Source organism: Mucilaginibacter sp. P1_A3 (assembly GCF_056406855.1).
The window spans coordinates 92,972-115,389 of sequence record NZ_JBFTZJ010000002.1 but is presented as its reverse complement, the minus strand read 5'-3'; the positions used below and the strand labels follow the sequence as shown (position 1 = coordinate 115,389).

The 22,418-nt window shown below is 35.3% G+C and carries 24 protein-coding genes; 3 read left to right on the top strand and 21 right to left on the bottom strand.

All coding sequences use genetic code 11. The annotated features are described in order from the left end of the window. Nucleotides 1–18 precede the first annotated feature (18 nt). From AC1D0K_RS04805 to AC1D0K_RS04770, 8 genes are all read right to left on the bottom strand, one after another. Nucleotides 19–687: a hypothetical protein gene (locus AC1D0K_RS04805; protein WP_477399532.1), complete on the bottom strand. Its 669-nt coding sequence runs from the start codon at nucleotides 685–687 to the stop codon at nucleotides 19–21. 47 nt (nucleotides 688–734) lie between these two features. Next, the gene (locus AC1D0K_RS04800) at nucleotides 735–1,343 is read right to left on the bottom strand and encodes an XkdF-like putative serine protease domain-containing protein (protein WP_477399534.1); all 609 of its coding nucleotides are present in this window, start codon (nucleotides 1,341–1,343) and stop codon (nucleotides 735–737) included. A gap of 476 nt (nucleotides 1,344–1,819) precedes the next feature. Further along, entirely contained in the window at nucleotides 1,820–2,209 is a 390-nt protein-coding gene (locus AC1D0K_RS04795; protein ID WP_477443177.1) for a hypothetical protein, read from the bottom strand. 3 nt (nucleotides 2,210–2,212) lie between these two features. Beyond that, nucleotides 2,213–2,536, bottom strand: a complete 324-nt coding sequence (locus tag AC1D0K_RS04790; protein ID WP_477399961.1) for a hypothetical protein — start codon at nucleotides 2,534–2,536, stop codon at nucleotides 2,213–2,215. A gap of 64 nt (nucleotides 2,537–2,600) precedes the next feature. Beyond that, entirely contained in the window at nucleotides 2,601–5,285 is a 2,685-nt protein-coding gene (locus AC1D0K_RS04785; protein WP_477443175.1) for a phage tail family protein, read from the bottom strand. Nucleotides 5,286–5,443: 158 nt separating this feature from the next. After that, nucleotides 5,444–8,497 (bottom strand): DUF5977 domain-containing protein, encoded by a 3,054-nt coding sequence (locus tag AC1D0K_RS04780; protein ID WP_477463008.1) that lies wholly within the window; start codon nucleotides 8,495–8,497, stop codon nucleotides 5,444–5,446. A gap of 24 nt (nucleotides 8,498–8,521) precedes the next feature. Then, on the bottom strand, nucleotides 8,522–9,130 hold the full coding sequence (locus AC1D0K_RS04775) for a hypothetical protein (RefSeq protein ID WP_477399554.1): 609 nt from the start codon (nucleotides 9,128–9,130) through the stop codon (nucleotides 8,522–8,524). Nucleotides 9,131–9,215: 85 nt separating this feature from the next. Then, nucleotides 9,216–10,796: an SGNH/GDSL hydrolase family protein gene (locus AC1D0K_RS04770; protein ID WP_477399556.1), complete on the bottom strand. Its 1,581-nt coding sequence runs from the start codon at nucleotides 10,794–10,796 to the stop codon at nucleotides 9,216–9,218. A gap of 51 nt (nucleotides 10,797–10,847) precedes the next feature. Here AC1D0K_RS04770 and AC1D0K_RS04765 point away from each other — a divergent pair, with 51 nt between their 5' ends. Then, entirely contained in the window at nucleotides 10,848–11,048 is a 201-nt protein-coding gene (locus tag AC1D0K_RS04765) for a hypothetical protein (RefSeq protein WP_477399557.1), read from the top strand. Here AC1D0K_RS04765 and AC1D0K_RS04760 read toward each other — a convergent pair. The 7 genes from AC1D0K_RS04760 to AC1D0K_RS04730 all read right to left on the bottom strand — a co-directional run bounded on the left by AC1D0K_RS04760 (nucleotide 11,010) and on the right by AC1D0K_RS04730 (nucleotide 16,636). Beyond that, nucleotides 11,010–12,245: a hypothetical protein gene (locus tag AC1D0K_RS04760; RefSeq protein ID WP_477463007.1), complete on the bottom strand. Its 1,236-nt coding sequence runs from the start codon at nucleotides 12,243–12,245 to the stop codon at nucleotides 11,010–11,012. The two genes, AC1D0K_RS04765 and AC1D0K_RS04760, sit on opposite strands and share 39 nt — an antisense overlap. A 181-nt stretch (nucleotides 12,246–12,426) precedes the next feature. After that, complete coding sequence (locus AC1D0K_RS04755; protein WP_477443132.1) at nucleotides 12,427–13,542, bottom strand: hypothetical protein; 1,116 nt, start codon at nucleotides 13,540–13,542, stop codon at nucleotides 12,427–12,429. 20 nt (nucleotides 13,543–13,562) lie between these two features. Next, nucleotides 13,563–14,198, bottom strand: coding sequence for a hypothetical protein (locus AC1D0K_RS04750; RefSeq protein ID WP_477443134.1), 636 nt, complete (start codon nucleotides 14,196–14,198; stop codon nucleotides 13,563–13,565). 10 nt (nucleotides 14,199–14,208) lie between these two features. Beyond that, on the bottom strand, nucleotides 14,209–14,355 hold the full coding sequence (locus AC1D0K_RS04745) for a hypothetical protein (protein ID WP_477399728.1): 147 nt from the start codon (nucleotides 14,353–14,355) through the stop codon (nucleotides 14,209–14,211). Continuing rightward, nucleotides 14,352–15,011, bottom strand: coding sequence for a hypothetical protein (locus tag AC1D0K_RS04740; RefSeq protein WP_477399726.1), 660 nt, complete (start codon nucleotides 15,009–15,011; stop codon nucleotides 14,352–14,354). Before AC1D0K_RS04740 ends, AC1D0K_RS04745 begins: the two co-directional genes overlap by 4 nt. A 12-nt stretch (nucleotides 15,012–15,023) precedes the next feature. Then, complete coding sequence (locus AC1D0K_RS04735; protein WP_477399724.1) at nucleotides 15,024–16,211, bottom strand: terminase large subunit domain-containing protein; 1,188 nt, start codon at nucleotides 16,209–16,211, stop codon at nucleotides 15,024–15,026. A 113-nt stretch (nucleotides 16,212–16,324) separates the two neighbouring features. Then, nucleotides 16,325–16,636: a hypothetical protein gene (locus tag AC1D0K_RS04730; RefSeq protein WP_477399723.1), complete on the bottom strand. Its 312-nt coding sequence runs from the start codon at nucleotides 16,634–16,636 to the stop codon at nucleotides 16,325–16,327. Between the two features lie 526 nt (nucleotides 16,637–17,162). Between AC1D0K_RS04730 and AC1D0K_RS04725 the strand changes: the two genes are divergently transcribed. Beyond that, complete coding sequence (locus AC1D0K_RS04725) at nucleotides 17,163–17,939, top strand: methyltransferase (RefSeq protein ID WP_477399721.1); 777 nt, start codon at nucleotides 17,163–17,165, stop codon at nucleotides 17,937–17,939. A 640-nt stretch (nucleotides 17,940–18,579) separates the two neighbouring features. Here the strand turns inward: AC1D0K_RS04725 and AC1D0K_RS04720 are convergent. The 5 genes from AC1D0K_RS04720 to AC1D0K_RS04700 all read right to left on the bottom strand — a co-directional run bounded on the left by AC1D0K_RS04720 (nucleotide 18,580) and on the right by AC1D0K_RS04700 (nucleotide 21,710). Continuing rightward, nucleotides 18,580–18,795 (bottom strand): hypothetical protein, encoded by a 216-nt coding sequence (locus tag AC1D0K_RS04720; protein ID WP_477399492.1) that lies wholly within the window; start codon nucleotides 18,793–18,795, stop codon nucleotides 18,580–18,582. Next, a complete protein-coding gene (locus tag AC1D0K_RS04715; RefSeq protein ID WP_477399494.1) occupies nucleotides 18,788–19,051 on the bottom strand; it encodes a hypothetical protein in 264 nt (87 codons plus the stop codon). The genes AC1D0K_RS04720 and AC1D0K_RS04715 overlap by 8 nt, the downstream gene beginning before the upstream one ends. Then, on the bottom strand, nucleotides 19,051–19,833 hold the full coding sequence (locus AC1D0K_RS04710; protein ID WP_477399496.1) for a hypothetical protein: 783 nt from the start codon (nucleotides 19,831–19,833) through the stop codon (nucleotides 19,051–19,053). The genes AC1D0K_RS04715 and AC1D0K_RS04710 overlap by 1 nt, the downstream gene beginning before the upstream one ends. A gap of 274 nt (nucleotides 19,834–20,107) precedes the next feature. After that, entirely contained in the window at nucleotides 20,108–20,581 is a 474-nt protein-coding gene (locus AC1D0K_RS04705) for a hypothetical protein (protein ID WP_477399497.1), read from the bottom strand. A gap of 850 nt (nucleotides 20,582–21,431) precedes the next feature. Beyond that, nucleotides 21,432–21,710: a hypothetical protein gene (locus AC1D0K_RS04700; protein WP_477399499.1), complete on the bottom strand. Its 279-nt coding sequence runs from the start codon at nucleotides 21,708–21,710 to the stop codon at nucleotides 21,432–21,434. Nucleotides 21,711–21,739: 29 nt separating this feature from the next. Between AC1D0K_RS04700 and AC1D0K_RS04695 the strand changes: the two genes are divergently transcribed. Continuing rightward, nucleotides 21,740–21,967, top strand: a complete 228-nt coding sequence (locus AC1D0K_RS04695; protein ID WP_477399501.1) for a helix-turn-helix domain-containing protein — start codon at nucleotides 21,740–21,742, stop codon at nucleotides 21,965–21,967. 34 nt (nucleotides 21,968–22,001) lie between these two features. Here the strand turns inward: AC1D0K_RS04695 and AC1D0K_RS04690 are convergent, their stop codons facing one another. After that, nucleotides 22,002–22,361 carry a hypothetical protein gene (locus AC1D0K_RS04690; protein ID WP_477399503.1) on the bottom strand — a complete coding sequence of 120 codons (360 nt, stop codon included), beginning with the start codon at nucleotides 22,359–22,361 and terminating at the stop codon, nucleotides 22,002–22,004. Nucleotides 22,362–22,418 lie beyond the last annotated feature (57 nt).

Sequence of the window (22,418 nt, the reverse complement as noted above, 5' to 3'; positions counted from 1 at the left end):
ACCTTTTATAGTTATTCTTTATTTCCAGATTGATGCAAGTGCATTCAATTTGTTGGCTTTATCTTCTTTAGCTTCTAATGATTTATCTACCTTAGAAAATTCTGCCGGGGTATCACTCAGTACTTCAAAAGCACCTTTGATAGCGTTAAACTGTTCGCCTAAAGCTGACATAGCTTGCGCTGATGCTTTACCTTCCAGTGCGGTTTTGATTGTGTTAATCATTGTATCCAGTTCGGTGATTTTTTGAACCAGTGTTGCAATGGCTGCTGTATTATCTGGTGCTGCGGGTGCTGTTTCGGTAACTGGTGTTGCCTGCTCTGTAGCCTCCTTTTCAGGGGTTTCAGTTGCTTCTTCTTCTGGTGAACCTTCTACTGGTGCTTCACCTTCATTTGCAACTGGTGCAGCTTCGGCAGGTGCTTTTATTACCTTATCGATTTTACCGCCTTTGGTTGAAAATTCAACACCGTTAGCCAGTGCATAAGTGTCATCGGCAGCTTCCTGCGAACCCATTGCACTTGATACGCTCACCGCTGTACCGGGCACTAATTCGCCTTGTACATCAACTAATTCGTTTGAATCAACACGCTTAACCGCTTCAAATTCAGCTTCCGCTTCCTTTGCAGAAAACAGCATTGTAATTGCTTTGGTAGCGTTCTTGATTGCTAATATTGCTTCGTTTTTATTCATTGATTTGTTATTATATTGGTAATAGGAATCCCGAAGGAATAATTCAATTACCCTTTCATCTTATTCACTTTTTCAAGTGCAGCATTAAATTCTTTGATTGCTTTTTGGAGGTCTAAATCTTCGATATCAGATTTACCATCACTTAGTTGATTTGTCGGGAACAAACCAAAAATACCTTCAACTGAAAACCCTTTGATTAGTCCTGATTTGATAGCTTGCCATACAGAAGGGTTGTTAACCTTCACGCCTACCACCCAAGAACCATCAGGTGCAGTTATACCTTTGGGGGCTGATATACCTTTAGCTTCATCAGTAATGTATGATTGGTACACATAGGAATCAGCCGGGATTATGGTATGTTCAATATTTGTATTGTTGAAAAAACCCTTTTGGGCGAATACCTGACTGATTTGTCTGATAGTATCTTTGGAGAATACAGCGTAATAATCACCACTTGCGCCAGTTCGAAAAATTGGTTTATCTGGCATCATAGCCAGACCTAAAAGTTCCTGCTTTTCATCATTAACCGCAAAGTGCTGAACCTGATTGAAGGCAATAAAGTCACTCTCAATAGCCGGGCGTTCAACAAGTGCTATAGCCGATACAAAGCTGTCTTCAACTTCATTTATTTTTAATTCTATTACGGGTAGTTTCATATACCCGGTAATAAGATTTAAGTCAGTAAAAAAATATTTTGAAGTTTTAAAACAATTTGAGAATATTGTCTTTTATTGATTTCAAATGAAAAATTTACCCTTTTTAATTGACTATAAAATAATCAAATCTTAACCTTTTTTTTAATTCATTGAAGATGTTACAAGCAAATCGACACAATTTTGCTGTAAGGTATTTGACAGCGATTGAAAAAAAACACTCAGATTATTTCACCCAAAATAATCTAAAGATTATGGACTGTGTTACAATTTCTGAAAGTCCAATATGTAGTGTTCACATCACTAACGAAACTTTACCTTTTGAAATTAAGGATGACATTGAATCAATGTTCTGGTGTTATTGAACTAAAATCATTAATTACACGTTTAACTGGCTGATTTTAGCCGATACGTACGTTTTAAGCAAATAAAAAGCCCTGAATTATCGGGGCTTTTATTGTTAAATGGTAGCATAACTATTAATTCATAGTACCACCGCTACGTTTTATTTCATCTGATATATTTTTAAGCGAAGTATAGATTTTTTTACATTCTTCTTTATATGGTTTAGAAGCATTACTTTTTTCCTTATCAACTATATCAATGTACTTTAAACAACTATCAATATATATAGATGTTCGACTTTCTGAATTCCGTTGTTCATTAAAAGCATTAGAATAACAAACTGCAATATAATAAGCTGTTTTAAAGTGTGGCTTTAAGTAATAAGATGATTTTAGTAATGCAGCACCAGTTAAATAATCCCCTTTTTTGTACCTGTTAAACCCTTCTTTATAAAATTGTTTATAATCTGATGTTTGCCAAATCAAATTGAAACTCAGCAATAATAAAAACCAAAAATTTTTCATATGTCAAGGTATTGAATCAAAATCAGGTGTTTTTGGTGGAACGTAAATTTTCCCCTTTGAACCAGAACTTTGTGAAATATCATATGTTTTTTTAACACCAATAGCATATCCAATAATCAATATACCTAATAAGACAAATAACAATCCGGGTGAAGAACTAATTAACCCACCTTTAATTCCGTGATACTGACCAGAAAATTTAAATTCACCCTTAACCCCACTGTTAATTAACTTATACCCCAACCTGATAGTTAAATACCCTAACAAAAAACAAAACATTTTCATCAGGAAAACCAACACTACAGGTATATAGAGGTCTAAGTCCATATGATTTAAATAATAAATAAATATAACTCTTAACCACTTAACAATCAAGCAACAACAAAAATTGTTAAATTGTAGACTGCCTGTCTAAATAATCAGTCCTTTGCTGTTTAGATGTAATATCTTTTTCAACTACGAACGCTCTTAAAGGTTCTTGTTTAGTCTTATCCGGGGTGTTAACCACATTAACATTTTGAACACCGTTATTGATGCCATTTTTAGCTTGCGATAAAAGTGTACTGTTAATTTGGGGTGCATTATATTGCGGTGTACCACCACCTGATGCACCGGGAACTTTAACAGCCAATATTGATTTAACCGAAAGTAAACCACTTGCTACTGCTGTTGCTGCTGCTATAGGGGCTAAAACCGGGCCTACATACGGTATACCAATTAATGATTCATAAGCTTTCTGTGCTGATAAATAAGTTGATATAGTTGCAGAAGCTACAGCTAAAGTTTTACCTGCTGCTGTTGATTTTCCGGCTATGTCAGAAGCAACGCCTAAAGCATCCGATATGGTTTGAAATGTAGCAATTTTAGCATCTTTCTCTTTTTGGGCTAATTCTATTTTAGCTGTTGTTGCTTCATCTTCTAAGTCGTGGGTATTCTTTTGATACTCTGCATCCAGTTGGGCAAGCTTATCATAGTTATACGCTGCCAAATCCCTTTCTTTCTGGTATTGAGCAGTTAAGGTTGCAAGTTTAGCATTCCTGATAGCCTGTTCCTTCTGGAATTGTGCTTCCGGAGTATCTTTTATTTTACCAACTTTAGCCCTATTCCTATCTTCAACCTGAGTTTCATTTAGTTTAGCTTCATCCTCTGCATCTGAATATTTTTCTGCACTATCTACCCTATTTAATTGAAAAGCCTGAGATTGAATAATCTTATTCTTTTCTTGTGGTGTGGCGTTCTTTAAAGCTTCTTCCGCTGCTTTGGTTATTTCCAACCTTTTTTTATCAAACTCATTTAATGTTTCTTCATCAGCCTTGATTAAATATTGTTTTATGGCATCTGAGTATTTCTTTTGAATCCTCATTTCTTCTATACCTTGCGCTTCTTTTAGCTTACTGGAATCCTGACCATATTTTGTAGCAATTGCTATTAAAGCTTTATACTTATAATCTGAGTCAGAAATTTCAATTTCCCTTTGAGATTTAAGACCACCCAAAATAACTTTAGATGCAGCGTCAATACCTGTTTTAAGCTTATCAAGTTCTGATTTCTTTAAAGCATCTGCTTTTTGTTGGGCTGCCTTTCTGATTTTATCGGCTTCATCCTGTCTTTTCTTGATAGCTGCATTTTGAAGAACTGTTATTTCAGATTCACCATCAGCCAATTTCTTTTGATAGTCATCCGCATTTTTATCCAGTAAGGAATTTTTAAGCTGTTGATTTTTTACCTCTAAATCTGTGGTATCCTTACCTAAAGCTTTAAGTTCCTTAATTACCCTTTCATTATGTTCAACAAGCTTTTGAAGTTCAACCTTCCGGGCTTCATCAGCAATTTTTTGCGATTCCTTTAATGCACCATCTTTGAAGTTATTAATGACGTTAAATCCATTTTTAACGTCATCCATAGCACTTTTAAAATCACCTTTGATAACATCAATAAGTACTTTAATAGGCATTATTACAAACTGCAATATGGCATTACCAAAACCAACAACAACTTCTTTAAGTTCATTGAAAATGCCTTTGACACCTCCTAATGAAGGGAATAATTTTTCTAATGAAGCTTTAAGGGAATCCCAATTTGAAACCAGATAAGCAATAGCTGAAATGATTAATCCTATACCAATAGCTTTTAAGGCTGCACCAAAACCAATTGCTGCTACAGTAGATGTTTCTTCCGCAACGGTCACCAATTCTTGTGAAGCTGCTTGTACTACATTTGCTTCACCTGCTGCTGCTGTCTCAGTTGTACCTGCAACTAAAGATTCATTATAGGCTATTTGGGCTGCTGCCAGTTCTGCTACTGCTGCTGTTTTTGCAGCCATAGTTTCGATGTAGGCTTGTTCGGCACCAGTCATTTCAACTGTAGCATCTAAACCTTCCGCTTTTATAGCTAAAAGGGCAGCTTCTGAATCTAAATTAAGTTGATTAACCGCTTCATTAGCTGCTGCTAACCTTTCTGATGCTACTTGCTGTTCGGTAATAGCTGCCGTTACTGTTTCGGTCGCCGCAACTTGCGCTGCTGCACCCTCAACAACCGCTGTAGATTGTCCTTTAGCCGCTGTTGCGCCTAAACCTAACACGTTGATGAATGAACGCCAACCAGAAGAAATTTCGTGAATTGAACTAATGGCGTGGGATAATGCCAAAACTCCTTGAAGCTTCAACATCACTTCTTCGGCTTTTTGACCGTGAAGACCAAACAAAGCCATAGCCCCGGCAGCACCAGTCATACCTACGGCTGCACCCTTTGCTATGTTGGCAATACCTGCTAATTTATTTGAAGGGTCATACGCTTCTATTTGATTTTTGAAATCTCTGGCAGCCAGTTTTAAACGCCCTAATTCTTTAGCACCGTCCCTAAAAGCCTGTGAGTTTCTACCCTGAACCTGTTCAATCTTTTGCAGTTCTGCGGTTAACTCCCTAATCTGTAATTTGTAGGATTTAACATTGGTTGTACCTAAATCCTGCTGACTTACATTATTTATATTTTGCTTTAATTGCTGAATTCCTGTATTAGCTTCTTCCGCATTTAAACCGACATTAATTAATATTCTTTCTTCTCCTGAATCTGGCATTTTCCTATTCTTTAGGGAGGAAATAGGCTGTTTGGGATAGATTCAGATAGGTTTAAGATAAAACCGTCCTTCCAGGAGGAAGGGCGATTTTATGAGGTGGGTGTTTAAGAGGTTGCGGGGATCCCCGCAACCTTTAGTAGTAATATTTTAAGCCGGGATTAAGATATTGTTGGCGGTAAACCTCTACAGCTTTGACTTTCCGTAATTGTACCGCTCACAACGTGATATCCATTAGTACCGTCTGAATACCATCCATCGGCAACCAATAAAGTGCCTGTACTATCTTTTACTACAGTACTGATACGAGGTGTCGGGTCACTGATTTTATAATTAATGTAAGTTGTATGACCATCGTTCGCAACCTGACAACTTAAATATTTTGTTGAACCTGTTAAATAATAATCATCATAAGTCATAGCAGATAATGAACTGGTAGTACCTGAATCGATAATGGTTGAACGGGTATCCGTCTGATACCAGTAAGTATCATTGCCGTAATAGGAACTAATGTTTCTGGTGGCATTGCCCCCGGCATAACTAAAGATTGTTGAACCACTATTCAATGTACCATCATTACTTGCAAAATCAGTTCTGCCAGTCATTGAAGTGGCATCTTTGGGGTTATCTGAAAAACCTAAATTAAATGTTGTACCAGTATAAACACATATTCCGTTTGCATTTGCTACAGTTTGACCAGAAGTTGAAGCTTCTGCTGCTGCCATACTATCGGCATCAGCCTGTGAAACAAAACTTACATATTTATTTGATGGTACTAAGTAATAACTGGCTTCCCCGGTATAACCTGATGTTGGACAATCATTCTTCGTCACAAAGGCAGCATAGGTACTATTCCAATAACCAGTAAAAATTACACCTGTATCTTTGATATAAGCGGTCTGCAATTTAATAGTTGAAGGCTGACTACTATTGCTGTATTCAACTGATAACAGTTTAAAATAATTATGACCTAATACTGAATTAAAATAAATTGGTCTGCGAAGGTCTAACTGTTGAATATCATTTTCGTTTAAGTAAGCAGAGGTTTCAATTATCCGGGTGTTACTGTCTTGCAGTTCTGATAACTGGTCACTATAATACCTATCAATTAAGTTCTTTTTTCCTGAACCATAATTTGCCAATACACCACCGTTGGAATAAAACACTTCTTTGGGCTGACCAAAAGTTAAATCTACAAATTCATAATTTGATGATAAAGTATATTCATTGGCTTCCGGGTATTGGCTAAATGTATACCCGCTAACGTGTGCTGCATCTAAAGAAGTGAAATAATAAGTTTGGGTTGAAGCACTCAGCATCATCCTCCCTATTTCATAAGACGAAGCGCAATTTTTTAAACCATTATAAAATAATACACGTGGTACTGTTGATTTTGCTTTTTTGGTATTGTTAGCATCCAATTCCCACAAAGAAGGTACATTTCGACCGTTGTAATAAGCTACGGGGGTTGAACCGAATATAAGTTCAATACTTTTATTTGTTCCGTTTGTAGAACCTGTTAACGTAATATTCCCGTAGGTGTCACCGTATTTATCTTTGTAGTACTTTGAATAAAAATCGGTATCGTCTTTAAATTTAAAACTGTATAAATTGAATATTTCTGATACAGGTGTTTGGGTAAAACTTGAATTATCTATTTTCTTTGTCCAATCCAAAGCACTATCAATTATCTTTTCAGCACTGAACATTGAATAATAATCATTGTACGGCGTGAAGATGATATTGTGTGAATCTTCGGGGTCTGGATAAACATATAAATTGAACATCTGGATGATAGATTTCAAATAATCTATCTGCTTAATCTTCTGGCTATTTTGACCAACCAAAACTGCATTATCACCAAAATTAAGTGTTATCTGTGAAGCTGTGATTGGACTACCAATTTGAATATCACCAGAATAAACAGTTACGGCAAATTCTGTGTCAGTATCCATATCAGTCAAAAATGCTACCATAGCAATTTGCCCACCTGCATTAAACTGATGTGATAATGTTTGTGTTAAAGTAAAAGGTGGATTTTGAACAGTTCCAAAACCTACTGTGAAATCCCTTGCATATTGTTTACTAACATCACCTATTGAAGTAAATTCAGCATTCTGGTTATCCCTATAGAGTACTTTAAAGGTTACTGTACCTTTTGCGCCTCCAAGTTGCGAAGCTATAAAGTTTACTGTTGCCGTAAAAGAACCATTAACCGCATTAATGAAAGTTATCTTATTATCATTAGCTAAAATAGGGTTGATAATAGTTTGGTTATTTGCCCCGGTTACTATCGTATCAAAGTTTAATAAATGGTTATACTCAGTTCTTTTATAGGTGTTATCATAATAAGTTTGCCCTTTACCATTATAAGAAAATGGATTTATAGTTTTTGACGTATCAAATATTACACCGGGGGATTTAGAGTAACTAAATACGTTATCATTATTCGGGGTAATGGCTTTATTAAATTCATCTATAAATTCGGTTGAACCCGTAATGGTATAACGGTAGCTTCCGGTTAAACCTGTTTGATTAAAAATAGCATTAAAGTATTCATTAACATAAAAGGCAGGTCTAAGGTTAGAGTAATCATACTTATTATCAAAAATAGTATCAGGGGTAACATTGGCACCATAATCAATTAATGGATAAACATATCCGCTACCAGTATTACCAGTAACAGTAACATTGTTTTTTTGATAAATATGTGACCAACTATTTCTGATAGTTGCCATATCATAAGTATGGTTAAATTGGGTAAAATTTAAATCTGATAACAATTTATCCTGAATCTTATTGAAGAAATCAACCATAAATCCCTTAATGCTGCACTCATAAGTTATATTACCTATTGCATCCCGATTAGCCGAAATAAAATGAAGTTTACCGACAAAAATCAAAGTACTATTTTCGTAAACCTGACAATCTATATCTTTTGTGATATTGAAATTGAAAAAGAAGGATAAGTTAACACTGTCATCTACTACCCTGTTCAGGTTTGAAAGGTTGCCAAAAACAAAAGCATTATTCTTAGAATTCTTGAAAGTAATGGTTTTAGATATGGCATCTTTCCGTTTAGAAATATCAGCTACGTCGGCAACCTGAAAGGTATTAGTTAAATCTATTCCTTCGCAATCAAGAATAGCATAGCTCCCGGTAGAACCAGTAGTAGAATCCAATAAATATATTTGAAAATTGTTATTTTGGGTCATTCCTTTTTTATAGGAAATAGCCTTTTATCTTAAATTTCTTGCCTCCGGTCGGGGTAAAATCTTTGGTTCAAAATGTTTTCGCCCATAACCTATAGATGGTTCAGCAGTTTGGTTTACTGTATCTGTCAATTGTTGCAGTTGAAGAATTAAAATCTTATCTTGTGGACGTTGGATTTTTATATACCACATAATAGCACCGTATAAAAAAATCACTGCACCAAAGTACAATGCCGCTTTATAAGCATAAACATACATTTCATAATTTAGCAAATTTTGTTCTTGACTTTCAGTTATTTTTAAAATTCGTCCGTTATCAGGGTTATTTTCAAGTTCTGACGCATTAAAAGCACGCATCAATTGACCACCACCTTTAAAATGACCTACACTATTTTCAATCGAATCTATAGCATATGAACCATCATTGCTCCCTATTGTAGGTTGTATATCGAAACTTAGATATTCTTTTGACTTCAACCTTGCCTTTAAACTATCTTTTTTTATTTCTAAGTTCGTTTTGTATTGATAAGTATTTACACTTTTATTAAAAATGTACATAGAAAAGCCCATTAAGGCAAGTCCGAACATAAAGCAGAACTTATAAAGGCTATCGGTAGGAAATGGCAAATTGAACATAGCGGTAAGGAATTGGTTTACAGTGCAATATAAATAAAAAAAGCTACCTGTTACAGTAGCCTTTATTATTTAGTTTAAATTTTGATTAGCTTCTATAAACCTTATTCAGGGAGTTAAAAACAATATCTGTAATGTTAGTGTGTTTTGCTGCTATCGGGTGTACACCATCAGGAACACCACCTGGAGCGTTACAAAAAGCAACTGTATTCATATTGTAAGGAGTAAAACCAGTATCATTACGGGTATTGATTACACCAACACCGTATAAATCTGAAATAATTTTGATAGCAGTAATATAATCTGCAAAGGCTAAACCACTTACTGCACTTACTTCTGGAATATTGCTATCACCTCTGTGAAGTGGTAACATATGAAATATTTTAGCATTTGGATATCTTGTTATCATACTCTTGTACAAGTATTTCAATGCACCGTAAAATGTTGTTTTTAAAGTATCAGCATCTGTTACTGCACCTAATGGTACTCTTAAGTAACCAAAGTCATTTGTTCCACCGAATATTAAAATTATATCAGGTGTAAAACCACTGTTTAAAGATTGCCATCTGCTATCAGTTACAAAAGGTAATTGTGGGTCTGCAGCCGGGGCTAAAGAGCCTATCCCACTACCTGATATTCCATTAACCAAAACATTTACACCGTAAGTATCTCTTAAACGTCCCCACCAGATAGTGTTACTATCCACACCTGTAATTACTCCTGCTGTACTTATGCTATCTCCAATAATGCTTATGTTCTTTCCTTTAATGTTATTTTCAAGTGAAATCCCTGCAACTGTTGTTGCTAAAGTTTGAAGTGAAGTAATAACATTAGAAGATTGCGGAATACTCAATCCACTTATCAAAACAGCATTATTTGCTACTGCTGTTCCTGCGCTGTTAAATGGTGCTACTCCATATTTTAAATTTTGTAGAGTTGCACCAGAAGCTATTAACGAAGCTGTAGTAGCGGAATAGGTTAAAACACCGTCGGCATAAAGATTTAAAACACCCGATGCAACCTGTACATTCACTCTTTTAGAAGAAGCAACTGTAGGCTGAACTGTACCGTTTATGGTAGTAAATGTATTAGCAGAAAGATTAATATTTATAACTCGCCCAAAACAAGTTGGAGTATAAATACCCATTGCACACACATTGTTAAAATTTTGGTATCCTAACACCAACCACATATTAGCGTGACCACCCAAAAAGGTTAGATTAGCTGTCGGGTCAACATCTAAAGTTACAGCATCCCAATTTTTACTGGTAACACCTGAAACACTAATATTTCCATTACTCGCAATTGAATAGCTAAACGTTGGGGTTACCGCTGACAGGTTTATAGAATTAGTTGCTACCGGGGTATTACTGGTAATTAAGGTTCTGCTATCAAGTGTCGATGTTAAACTATTTAATTGCGTGGTATGTCCAGAAGTTAATCCTGAAAGTGAAGTTATATTTAGTGTATTACCTGTTGTTTGTCCAGATAAAGAACCTATACTTATAGTATGACCTGTTACTACTGCATTGATTGATTCAACGTTAGTTTTAGTAAGGTTAGCTAAATCCGTAAAAGCCTGACCAACTACTGTTGCAGGGATTGATTTTGGTTGAGTTTCTGTTGATATATTGGCTGTTATGCCTGATAAATAATTAGTAATATCCATTGATTCCTTTTTACAGGAAATAGGCATCTTTGCATATAAATAAAAACAACTATGAAAGAGGAAGCACCTACAGAATATGAAATGTTGCTAAGTGATAAAGTTTGGACTTTAAAAGAATTAGATAGTCTTGAACTTTTGGTAAAAGAACAGAAAACAAACCTGTTTATAACCAATAGAAAACTAAAACTTTATAAACGTTCCAGAAGAAAGAATTTAAAAACTAATACCAGTATCATTTATAGTAAAAGTTAATTCCACTCTTATTAAAGAAGTTGAATACMTTTTCTGTTGAATAGGATAGTTTAGATTAGTAACAGTTATAGGATAAAACGTACCATTGCGTAACTTTATATATACTTTGGGAGACTTGATTAATTCTTTTAACCAAGCTGATTCATTATCTCTTAGAGCATCACTAATTACCTTATAAGTTGATACAGATTTTACATTGATAATATCAGATTCGGTATTGTATACACCACTAACATTATCTGAATAAACCCCGGAGGTAAATGCAAAAGGATTTTTAGTTAAACTGGTTTTGGTAACATCAATGGCTTCACGTGGGTTAAACATCATTAAACTATCATAGCCCCCTAACTGATTAGCAAACATAATCTGTACAGGTACATTTGCACACCCGGTATCTTTCAATATATAAGTTCTTAAAATACTTTTGGAGTTGCCTGATGTATCAGTTAAGCCTACAGTGAAATAATTGGTTGAATTGATGGAATAATTTGAGCCAAAAGGAGTATCAAACATATCGCCAAATTCATTATCGGCTAAGTTAACACCGTAATAAGCATCAATAACCGAAGGGCTTATATCTGCTCTGGTTGCTCCTGATGTATGACCTGATAAACTGTAATTATGATTACCTAATAAGATATTATTTACCCCGTAAAACTTAAAATTCAAATTACCGGCTATTCCATCATTCAAAAAGCTTAAATACTCTGTTGAAGTACGGTAAATATTGCTGATTTGTGGCTTATTGGTTAAAAAGTTGGTAGTTGAAACAGTAGCAGTAACCACAAAGTTCTTATAGTCGTACTGGCTAAAGCTTACTTTATCAATTAGAGCATTGAAGCAATAAAATAAACCTGATGTAGTAGTAACACCATCAACAATACCAGAAGTGGTATAAAGCTTTTCAGTTACTTTCACTTTGTAAGCCTGTTGGATTTTTGGTGAAGCTTCTAAAATGTTAGCAGAAGGTACAAGTTGAGAATCAACCACGTTTGAAAGTATCCCGGAAAGGTCGGTAAAGCTACTGGTAAGGTTAGCCGGGGTAGTATAAAGCCTTAAATTGGCGATAACGCTGTTATCATCGGCTTGTACCTGCACCTGAAAAAACTGTATAGCGGTATTATCAGATGATACCTGAAATATAATCGGATTATTTACCGGGGTGTACTTTTGTGGGGTCTTATTGAATGTAATCATCTATCCTTTTAGGATAGGAAATAGGCAGATGAAGCTTTAAATAAGGGAAGGCAAACACGACTTCACCTCCCCAACCATTTTATTATTCTAATACAATATGAGGGTTATTAATTGATAAGTAATAAAATATTTTCAAACTGTATCAAAAGTGTGAAGTTGAAGAATATTTTTAAAATTTCTACTAATCCTGTATAGCTGCTAACTTTGAAAATGCGTAGGGTTCCAGCAATGACCGAACATTAATCCAGTTCTTTCGTATTTTTGTAATATGAGCCATTGCTTCCGAATCAAAACTGGAAAGAAATGTGGAAGCGTCCAAACCTTGAAAAGAGATTTCGTCAAAGGCCCTTTCAACCTCGAATGATACATAAACAGCCATATCACCTATTCCCTTAGCATATTCGTCCCCTTTTGATTGATATAAAGTTGCTAATAATGACAGAAAGATATTTTGCCGAAAACCACTTGGAGGGTGAGATAAAGATTCTAATGTAGCAAAGTCAATCTTTTCCATTCCAAATAACCTAAAAAAAGAATAAATAGAAAAAATGTACAAGGATAAACTTGATTCAAAATCTTTATAAAATTGCTTAAATTCATTCGGAATAAAAGTGCGTTTTTCAATTTGCATTTCAATTTCTCGGATACCTATATTAATACCAAAACAATCAGCATCCATCTCTAAGGTCTGAGATATCAATGAATGTAATTTGGATGTTTCCTCAAATTCAAAATAAAAAGAGCTTTCATTAATAGTCCTAATAAAATCTAAATGTCCCATTACAATGTGTCCGTATTCGTGCATCATAATAAATTTCAATGCGTTCATAGTCATTAGGCTACTTAAAGATGACCGGGTTGAGTCTTTCGGGAACTTGGCTTGATTATCTGCTGATGCCAAATAATAAATGTCTAAATTTGTGATTTGTGCATTTAGGATTTTATCCGTATCTACTGTTTCAAGTGAAGGGTTTCCCCATTGAGTTAATACATTTGGATTTGATAACATCCTAAGAAATAATTGATTTATCAAAACCACAGTTCCAGAATTTAATCCGATAAAATACTTATCGTTATACTTTGTCACAACGGCATTAAGCGAAGAATTATTAATAAAATTTATGTATGGTTCTGGTAATTTAGAATTACCGTTCCTTAGCCAATTGATACTTCTATTACCCAATTCTAAAACTGCTTCGAGAAAATTACTACCATTATTAATCAAACTTGAATGTTCTTTCAACAAACCTCCTTTATTCAAAAATATATAATCAAATTCTTCACTCAAATTATCCATCTTTTGTTTTTAAATTGATTCTAATATAATAAAAATAGCAATTGCTTTTTATCATCTACCCTATCCCCGTACTTATTATAGATTTCAGTCTTTAACTTCTGAATAACAAAACCTTTTGCTTTAGCAATTAAATCTTTTTTTAGCTGTTCCTTTTCTTCATCCCACTTGATAGCCGGGTGTGGCTTTATACCTTTATTGAATACAGTATTTACCATCATCCAAGCTAATTGTACTTGTTTCTTTTCTTCTGTTACTTCTTTGAAAGGTGAAGCATCACCATAATATTTAGGGTTATCAACCATCCTGATATTCTTTTCCTGAATCCAAGTTAAAAACACCTGCATAGGAGGTTTAAGCGTACCGTATGAATAAGGGGTTTGGTATAATTTTTCCTTAGTACCATTAACCCCCCTATACTGGTAAAGCAGATGTTGCGAACCTTTGATATGTACTTCGTCACCGGCTGATTCTAAAGTTAAATTTTCAATCTTGCCGGAGTTAACGAAGTTGGGGATGCTCTGAATATTCTCTTTCACCCTTTGAATAAAATCAGCACAGGCTTGTTCTGCTGCCGATAGTGCAGAGGTAAATTCTGTTTTTGAAACTCCAAGACCATCGAGGGCTGCAGCGTTTGCTTGTGATAATGATTTAGCCATTTACAAAGGTTTAGGAACTGATTTTACCATTACGGTTTTCTTCTAATGTCACCTGTTCTTTTAACAGGGTCGCCACCGTTAATACGGTACACACATTATCTTCTAATACCTGCCAAAAAGTTTGCCCGGTAAACTCTGATACAGATTTGGCTATCATCCAATAATTCCACCTTTGGTTAAACTCTGCTTCGATGCTTTGCGACTCTTGAAGTATTGGGTCACCACTAACGGAATCGCCTTCCAGAACATCAGATGCTTGTTTAACAGTGAAGAACGCTCCAAACGTCGAATATACCTTTCGGTGTTCTTCTTGACAGTAAAAAAACCATTGATGACCTCTGGCATAGATAGGTTTAAAATGGATTCCGGGTTATGCTTTTCATCTTTAGCGAACAGCGATAGCATTACTGGCAGGTTGCCTATAGCTGATGACAGTATCCCCTCTTCGGTAAAGTCTAAGGATAGCTTTTGAAAGGTTATAAAGTTATCATAGCTAAGTTCTGAAAACCCCTTGTAAGCAATTTTAGGCTTACCAGTTTGCGGTACGCTACCAATGAAGCTTAGTTTCTCTATTAGTTGGTTAACCTCCAACATTGACAGAGCTTCTATATCATCCACCGGGGTATCAGTTAACAGGCTGATGATTTTAACGCTTAAATCCAAATCTGATAAATGCTTTATGGTATAAATATCATCATCCATTAATTCACCGTTATCGGAAGCATTAAGCACCGGGCTAAGCTTTATGTAATCTCTAAGCTTTAACTGTTCCCAACTTGAAGGCAATTTATTTAGTAGTTCTTTGTAGTTCATTTTGTTATTATTTTAAGCGGTGTATAGCTTCCAATTGCTGCTATAAATAGCTTCTTTAAGGTAATGGTTCGCCATACATAATGACATTATGGTATCATCGTGAAAACCGCTTTGTGCTTCATATTTGATATGTCCAGATGGTTGTATTTTATATTCAAACACCATCATTTCATTAGCAGTAACATCATTCACTTTGACCTTGCCCATTTCTAAATCTTTTACCAGTTCCATAACGATTTGCGGTTTACTGGTACTGGTGAATTTAAACCCGGTAATGTTGGTACAAGTGGTTGATAACTGTTCATATACGGCATCCCCTACGCCTGTACTATCCACCGCTTTTAAGCAGTATACAGGCAGTTTCTTTATCTTTTCAATAGTGAGCGACCACGGCAATTTAAACCGCTCAAACAGGCTAATTTGACCGTCTTCATCCAACCCGGTAAACACCGTAAAGTTATTGTGTTTACCCAAGTCAATACCGATTACTTTAGTCTCTTTCTGGCTTAATTCGGTAACAGTGTTATTCTTGATATTGTCAACACCAAACGGATTTGCTGTATTCTCCCCCGGCTCTGCTAAGTACTCCTGCCTGAATGCTGAATCAGGTAATTCTAATGCTGCTGCATCAATTTCACTGGCTGCTATATGCGGATTATCGTAACTGGTAAAATGGAATGATTCATAACCGTCTTCCTTATTCAGTCCCTTATTGTACAGTGAAAAAAAGTAATTTTTACCACGTGGCGTGCTGATGAATAAAGCGTTACCCTTATAATCAGTTAAGGTTGGTCTGATGCTATTTAACCAAGCTGATTCTAAATCTGGTATGAAGGCAGCTTCATCAATGATTACGGTTGAAAATTTTCTACCCCTGAATGAATCAAGCCTTTCGCCTGTCATAAATGATAGCGTACCATTTGTGATAAGGGTAATAACTAAATCTGTTTTATTGGCAGCCTTAATCAGCTTAACGGGAATCAGTTTAAGAATATCCTGAAAGAATATCTTACTTAATTGGTACGTTGGTGTAACGTAGGCTATGTGTTTACCGTTGACTATTCCAAGAATTGAAATAATCTGGCTTATCAGAGACTTACCCCATCTTCGCCCACACAGTAAAACCTTAAATCTGGCACTGCTATTTAATACTTGTTGTTGCCCCGGATGTGGTTTAGGTAAAGTTAAATTAATGTCCAAAAACTCTTTTTGTCCCTTATTTTTTATCCCTTTTCATAAATTAATTGCAATACGCTTTGCTAAAGCACTTTTACATTACATACTATATGTTAGGTGATAAGGTTATTGGGGGTTTAACCTTCATTATTATTATCCCCGGAAGGGTCGCTATGAGCATCAACAAAATTGATGTTAACGTTGTACTTCACTTCGCCTGAATGTTCAACCGTACCGTCACTTTCAACTTTAGACGGCAGTACATAGCGGGCTATTGCAGATAAGATTTGCCATTGCTTATGCTCTGGCATCATAGCCAAATCAGCTTCAAGTTCTTCAACTTTATTAGCCAGTACAAGTTGTATTTTTTGTTTGATTTCCTCAGTGGTCTTATTCTTAACTCCCGGTACACGTCCCCCGGTTTTTGCTCTCCCCTTTTCAAATGGCATATTCTTTTCTTTATCTATTTATGAATAGGTAATAAGATATATGTGCGAGAAAAAAGAGAGAGGTTGATTAGTTTTTAGTGGAATTTCAGTCAGATTTAATTGATTTCAAATCGGTTTTCACTACCTTTTTATTGGAATTTTATTAATTAATTATTCTTATATATTTACTTTAACATTTTGAAGGCTTTACCGACCGCTTGATTTAGGATTCTTTTTACCTAAGGTTATTAAAATGACAATAATTCCAATTAAGATAAAATCATATAAACATTTAATCTCTATAATTGACCTTTCAGGTTTAACTACTTTAAAAACTGAATGTGAAGAAATAAAACAAGAACACAACCATAATTTAAATAATCCACCACCAGAAACATTTAATTACATAATAAAGGTTTATTCACTTCCAGAATACTTTTCTATACAAGTGGAAAACGCAAATAACATTTGGTATTTCATTAAAAAATAAACTTCATCATTTAGGGGCATTCTTTAAAAGTCTGGACTATTTATCTGAAAGAGATAAATGGCAAAGCTTACGAAACAAGAAATTAAACAACACAATATAGCTGTAGAATTATTAAAGAAGGATGTTCTAACTTATGAAGAAAAGGTATTAGTTTATGAGAACTATAACGAAAGTGCGGTTTCCGTTAACAGTGAAGCAGGTGCATTTTTTACACCCCACGACTTAGCCAACGACTTTAGCCTTAACATTTACAGCAAGGCTAAAACCATAGATTTATGTGCAGGAATAGGAATGTTAGCCTTTGCAGCGTACCACTACCGGGACTGTACTGATATTACCTGTGTGGAATTGAATCCTATATATTATGAAATAGGTAAAAAGCTGTTACCAGAAGCTAAATGGTTTAACCAAAGCATCTTTGATTATAAAGATTTTGGGCATTTCGACCAAGCTATATCAAACCCACCATTCGGTAAAATAAAGACAGGTATTGATAAAGTTATACAGGATGAACTTAATTATAAGGGTGCTGAATTTGATTTGATTACAATTGAAATAGCTTCAAAGATTGCCGATTTCGGATGCTTCATCTTACCTCAAAGTTCAACCCCATTTAAGTATTCTGGTACTGAATTCTTTATGGATTTGCGAGAACAGAACAAGGGTTACAACCCACACGGTTTATCTGTACCATCAAAGGTTCAAAAATTCATTAAGGAAACTGGTTTAGATTATCAGTTTAATTTAGGTATTGATACCAGTGTTTACCGGGATGACTGGAAAGGTGTTAGTTCTGTTTGTGAGATAGTTGATTTTTATTTCAAACCTGAATAATAATAAAAAGTCCCCGGTAGTTTAAGACCGGGGGCGTAATGTTCATTACTAACTCTCACAAAGTAAAAGAACATTAAGTAATAATATCTATTTAGAATATGTAAAAAACCCTGCAACGTATTACGATGCAAGGGGTATTATATATTTAAAGCGAGAGTTATTCTTAGGTAAAAAAAAGGCAAGGGGGAACTGGTTTAGGAACTGATTCACCCCCATTGTTTTACATACAATGCTTCCAAATATGAATTTTATTCATTTAGATATAAAATTTTTAGAGCAAAAACATAAAAATTGTAAAAAAAGTGTGCAAATTGTGTAAAATGTGTGAAACTTAATAGTTTACTATTTCAAAGTCAATGATATGGAATTGGGAACTGTTCACCGCCCGGTGGAAATGTTCCGGGGTGTGGATTAGGGAAAAGAAGTATCATTAATAGCATAATCGCTATCAATGTAGCATATGCGGTAAACGCTATCCAAAATATTTTACTTTCTTCTTCCTCCATAATATAAAGTTAAAAAAATGTAATTAAATAATAAAGCCTCCTAACACTCGCTGCTCGGAGGCTTAACCTAAACCTTATCACAATTCGGGCGAGATGCCCGGAATGAATTGTAAATATACTACGTTTATTCGGCTTTATTGGCTTTCCCTTTGGTAATAACTGTAGATAATCGTTAACAACTCCCCGCAAGGGCAAGACCAACACCAAGTACGCTCCGGGGTGATAATCCGGGCTAATTCTTTAATGGTATCTATATCGGCACCAGAGGCTACAACTTCTTTGTACTGCATCCACTGATTAAGTATCGGCAACACCGTTTCAATTTTTGTTAGTATATCTGCTTTAGTCATTTTCGTAATCCTTTATTTTATTTTTAAGTTTTAGCAGTTGCAAACACTTTTCGTAATCTTCTTTTTGCTCTAAAAAGCTTATCAACTGTGTTATGTAATTGATGAAGATTTTGCAATCCCCCGTTTCCCCGATTTGTTCCAAATAACCTGCATAAATGTTATTTATTGCGATTTCGGCACTATCGTATTTCGTTATTATTAATGCCGTTTCCTGATTCATTTTGTTGAATAAGTAGGTATAAACTTTATCAGTCATCAGAGATTGAATCCTTTAATCTTTTTAAGCAAAACTCTGCGCTGCGCTATGTACTGCTGCTCTGAGAATTTTAACTTTTTTATCTTATCCTGTCGGTTCAGGTCATCATCAAACATTACGTCAAACAGTTTATTTTCCTGCATAGTAAGCTTTGCCTTTATTTGTTCCAGAGCGGTTAAGCCTTTGTTTAAATCCATATTTTTAATCTTGTTGAGGATATAATCCCGGTATTCCTTATAGGCGTTTGTGGGCTTTCTTTTGTAAAATTTCTCCCCGTTCCAGAGAGCGGTCACAAATTCTATTTCATCAGCGGTTAAGCGTTTTTGTATTTCTTGCCACCTGTCGGGGCTGTAGTCCCGGTCACCGTAAAATTCGCCGTCTGAAATTGGTATACCCCGGTAATCGGTATTTTCGCCTGATTCGTTGTAAGTATCGGTTGGGCTTACATAGTCATCTGAAAAGTAATTGCTACCGAATACCAGTTTGGTACCAAATGAATTATTCGGACTATTGGGGTTGCTTTTCTTGTGCATAAACTGATACTTAGCGATAACCACCGCTAACGCTTCTACGCTGTTGGGATTGCGGTTAAACCGTTCAACCAATTTTTCCGGGGGATACTTTGATAACTCCAACCATACCTGTAATTCTACTTCTTCGGCTATTTTCGTGTACCTGCTGATGTGCAGCTTACCTTTGTAATACCCGTCTATCCTTACTTTTAATCTTCCCGTGTTGTAGTAGTCTGTTATGATTTTATTTGCTTGTTGTTTGATATCCATCCCGGTTATTTTATTCTTACAGGCAGGCTTTCAAACCACCTGTAAAACGCTACAGCTAAGAAAGATGCAGCTAATGGCACTACGACCAGTTGAATAGTAAAAGCCCCTAAAAAGGCTTGTATTACTATATAAATTACCCCAAGCCACCACCCAAGGCAGAGCGGACAATTAAAGGGTTTTGCGTCCAGGCGAAGCCTGTTTAAAATCCAGAGGTAGGGCGGATTGATTAACAAACCGTTTACCGCCAAGGCTATGAAAATTGCTGTCAAAATCATTAAACCACTTTCTTTAATCTCTGGTAGCCAATCTCCTTTATAGAACTGGCATCAGTTATTGGCAGGTGAATCATTGGTTTCCACATATTGCCATTATCTTCTTCAAATGTCTTATTGCACCAAACATCTTTAATTTCGTAACTGCTTATAGGCAACTTACTGAGGTTATAAACCAAAGTTTTGTCCATATACACATTAAAGTAAAACATTGGTAGGTTGCCGTTATTTTTAGACAACTCTTTAAGCTTTTCATACTTCAATACCTCTAAGAATCCGGTATCAAAAGCATCGTGGTAGGTGTGTCTGATTTTGATTTCTCCAAGGAATGCACCCGAAGCCGTAACACCGCTAACATCCCAAGATGCTTTTTCTGCCAAGGGTGAATAATCCCAATTTTGGTTAGGGTAAAGTTGTTGTATATAGCCTCTACCCCTTAATTCTGTTTTGTCGTAATCAGTTAATAATTCCATCATACTAACCCCTTTATTTCTTCGCTCAATAAGGTAATCCCTGTCATTAGGGTGTACAGTTCCGGTTCAATGGATTGTACTGTCATTTCTTTTTTATTCACCATATACGCCCCAGTTGGGGTCTGAATAAACAGGTGGTTTTTGATTTCAATTAGGCTCATAATATTTGCTTCTTTATTATAAATACTACAGTAAAATTTTAGACGCCCCGTTTTATTCATTTTTCTGAAAATAAATTTTTGACATAAAAAATCCCATAGCGGTGGCTACAGGTCATAGTGGTTTTAAATGATTACTCACTTATTTACATTTCGATACTCAATGATTTTTTTAACTTAACAATAACAAATACAGATGATATATTGCATTACCAATTATAACCAATTATGCCAATACCTTGCTTTGAATGTCATTCGCTAAACGTTGTACGTATCCCTAAATATGAATCTATAAGCGATACCTATTTGCTATATCACAGATATATCTGTACAGGATGTTTAGATGTTTTCTACTGGTATAATTCAAATTTCTTGAAACCTACTAAATCTAAAACCGTTCAGTTAATCAGAAACACACTTTAAAATAGGTCAAAGGATTTATTGAAAGATTTATCAACCCCGGATGGGCATTAAGAACGTCCTGTTCTAACAGGTATATTTAATTGAACCATCAAAGCATCAATATCTGTCTTTAGGCGGTACTTCGCCGTGACGGAATAATAATTTCCATAGGTAATAAGATTACTCATCACGGGTACGTAATGCAGGAGAAAAAGGACTTTTAAGTCCTTCGCCGAAATTTGAAATTTTTTCAATATTTCGGCTTGTGAGTAGTACAATTCCCGCTCAAACATTTATCTGACTATTAGGTTATAATAAGTAGTATCCACCTTTGAAAATGGGCTAACAGGCGGCATCTTCAATATTACTTCGCCTCCTTTAGTACAAGCCCTTACTGTTATTGATACGAGTACAATAATAGTAGGGTTAATATAGTTTTCATATTTAATTTTTTCTTTTTTCCTGCTTTTGTCAATCAGATAAAACTGGTAAAGCACGTATAGCATCACACTTATCAGAGCGACGAACACCGTACTATCCTGCCAATTATCAAACCAAATCTTATCTGGCATCCTATTTAAAGTTTATCAACTTTTGTTCAATGGCGAATCCACGTGACACTAAGGGTATAAAAACGGTCGGTACCAACATCAGAAAGTACCGAAAGTTGCAGAACCTAAGTCAACAAGATTTAGCCAATCTTCTTGATACCGACTTATCCCAAGTGAACAGGATAGAGTTAGGCAAAATCAATACTACCGTATCAATGCTATACGCTATCGCCGAAATCCTAAAGGTAGAAACCTACAAGTTTTTTATAATTGAATAAACCCCGGCACTTTACACCGGGGGTTGGTGGTGAATTAAATACCGTATTCTACTGTAAGGTTTAAATTTGCTTTTCTATCCGCCTTCTGATTGCGCTCACCGCAAAAATCAATAATTGATGATATCAGGTTGGATGATTCTGCTTCAAAGTAGACTGGTTCAGTTTCAACTTCCAAAATAAACGTAATCAGTTTGCGGGATGATTTTTTTATTTGAATGTTAAATTGCCCATCAACCAGTAAGAAAAAGGACATATCATCTACATCGTAACCCTCTGTTGTTAGGTACGCTGCTAAGGATTGTAGTTCTGCTTCCATCATTAAATTATTTTTCTCTTGCGCTGTCAATGTACCTTCTTCTAAAGCAGATTCATTTAATTGTACTTGTGTGTTCATAGTATTGTTTCTATTTTATTTTTTGTCCCTTATTATGTCCGGTTGTTTCACCAAGGG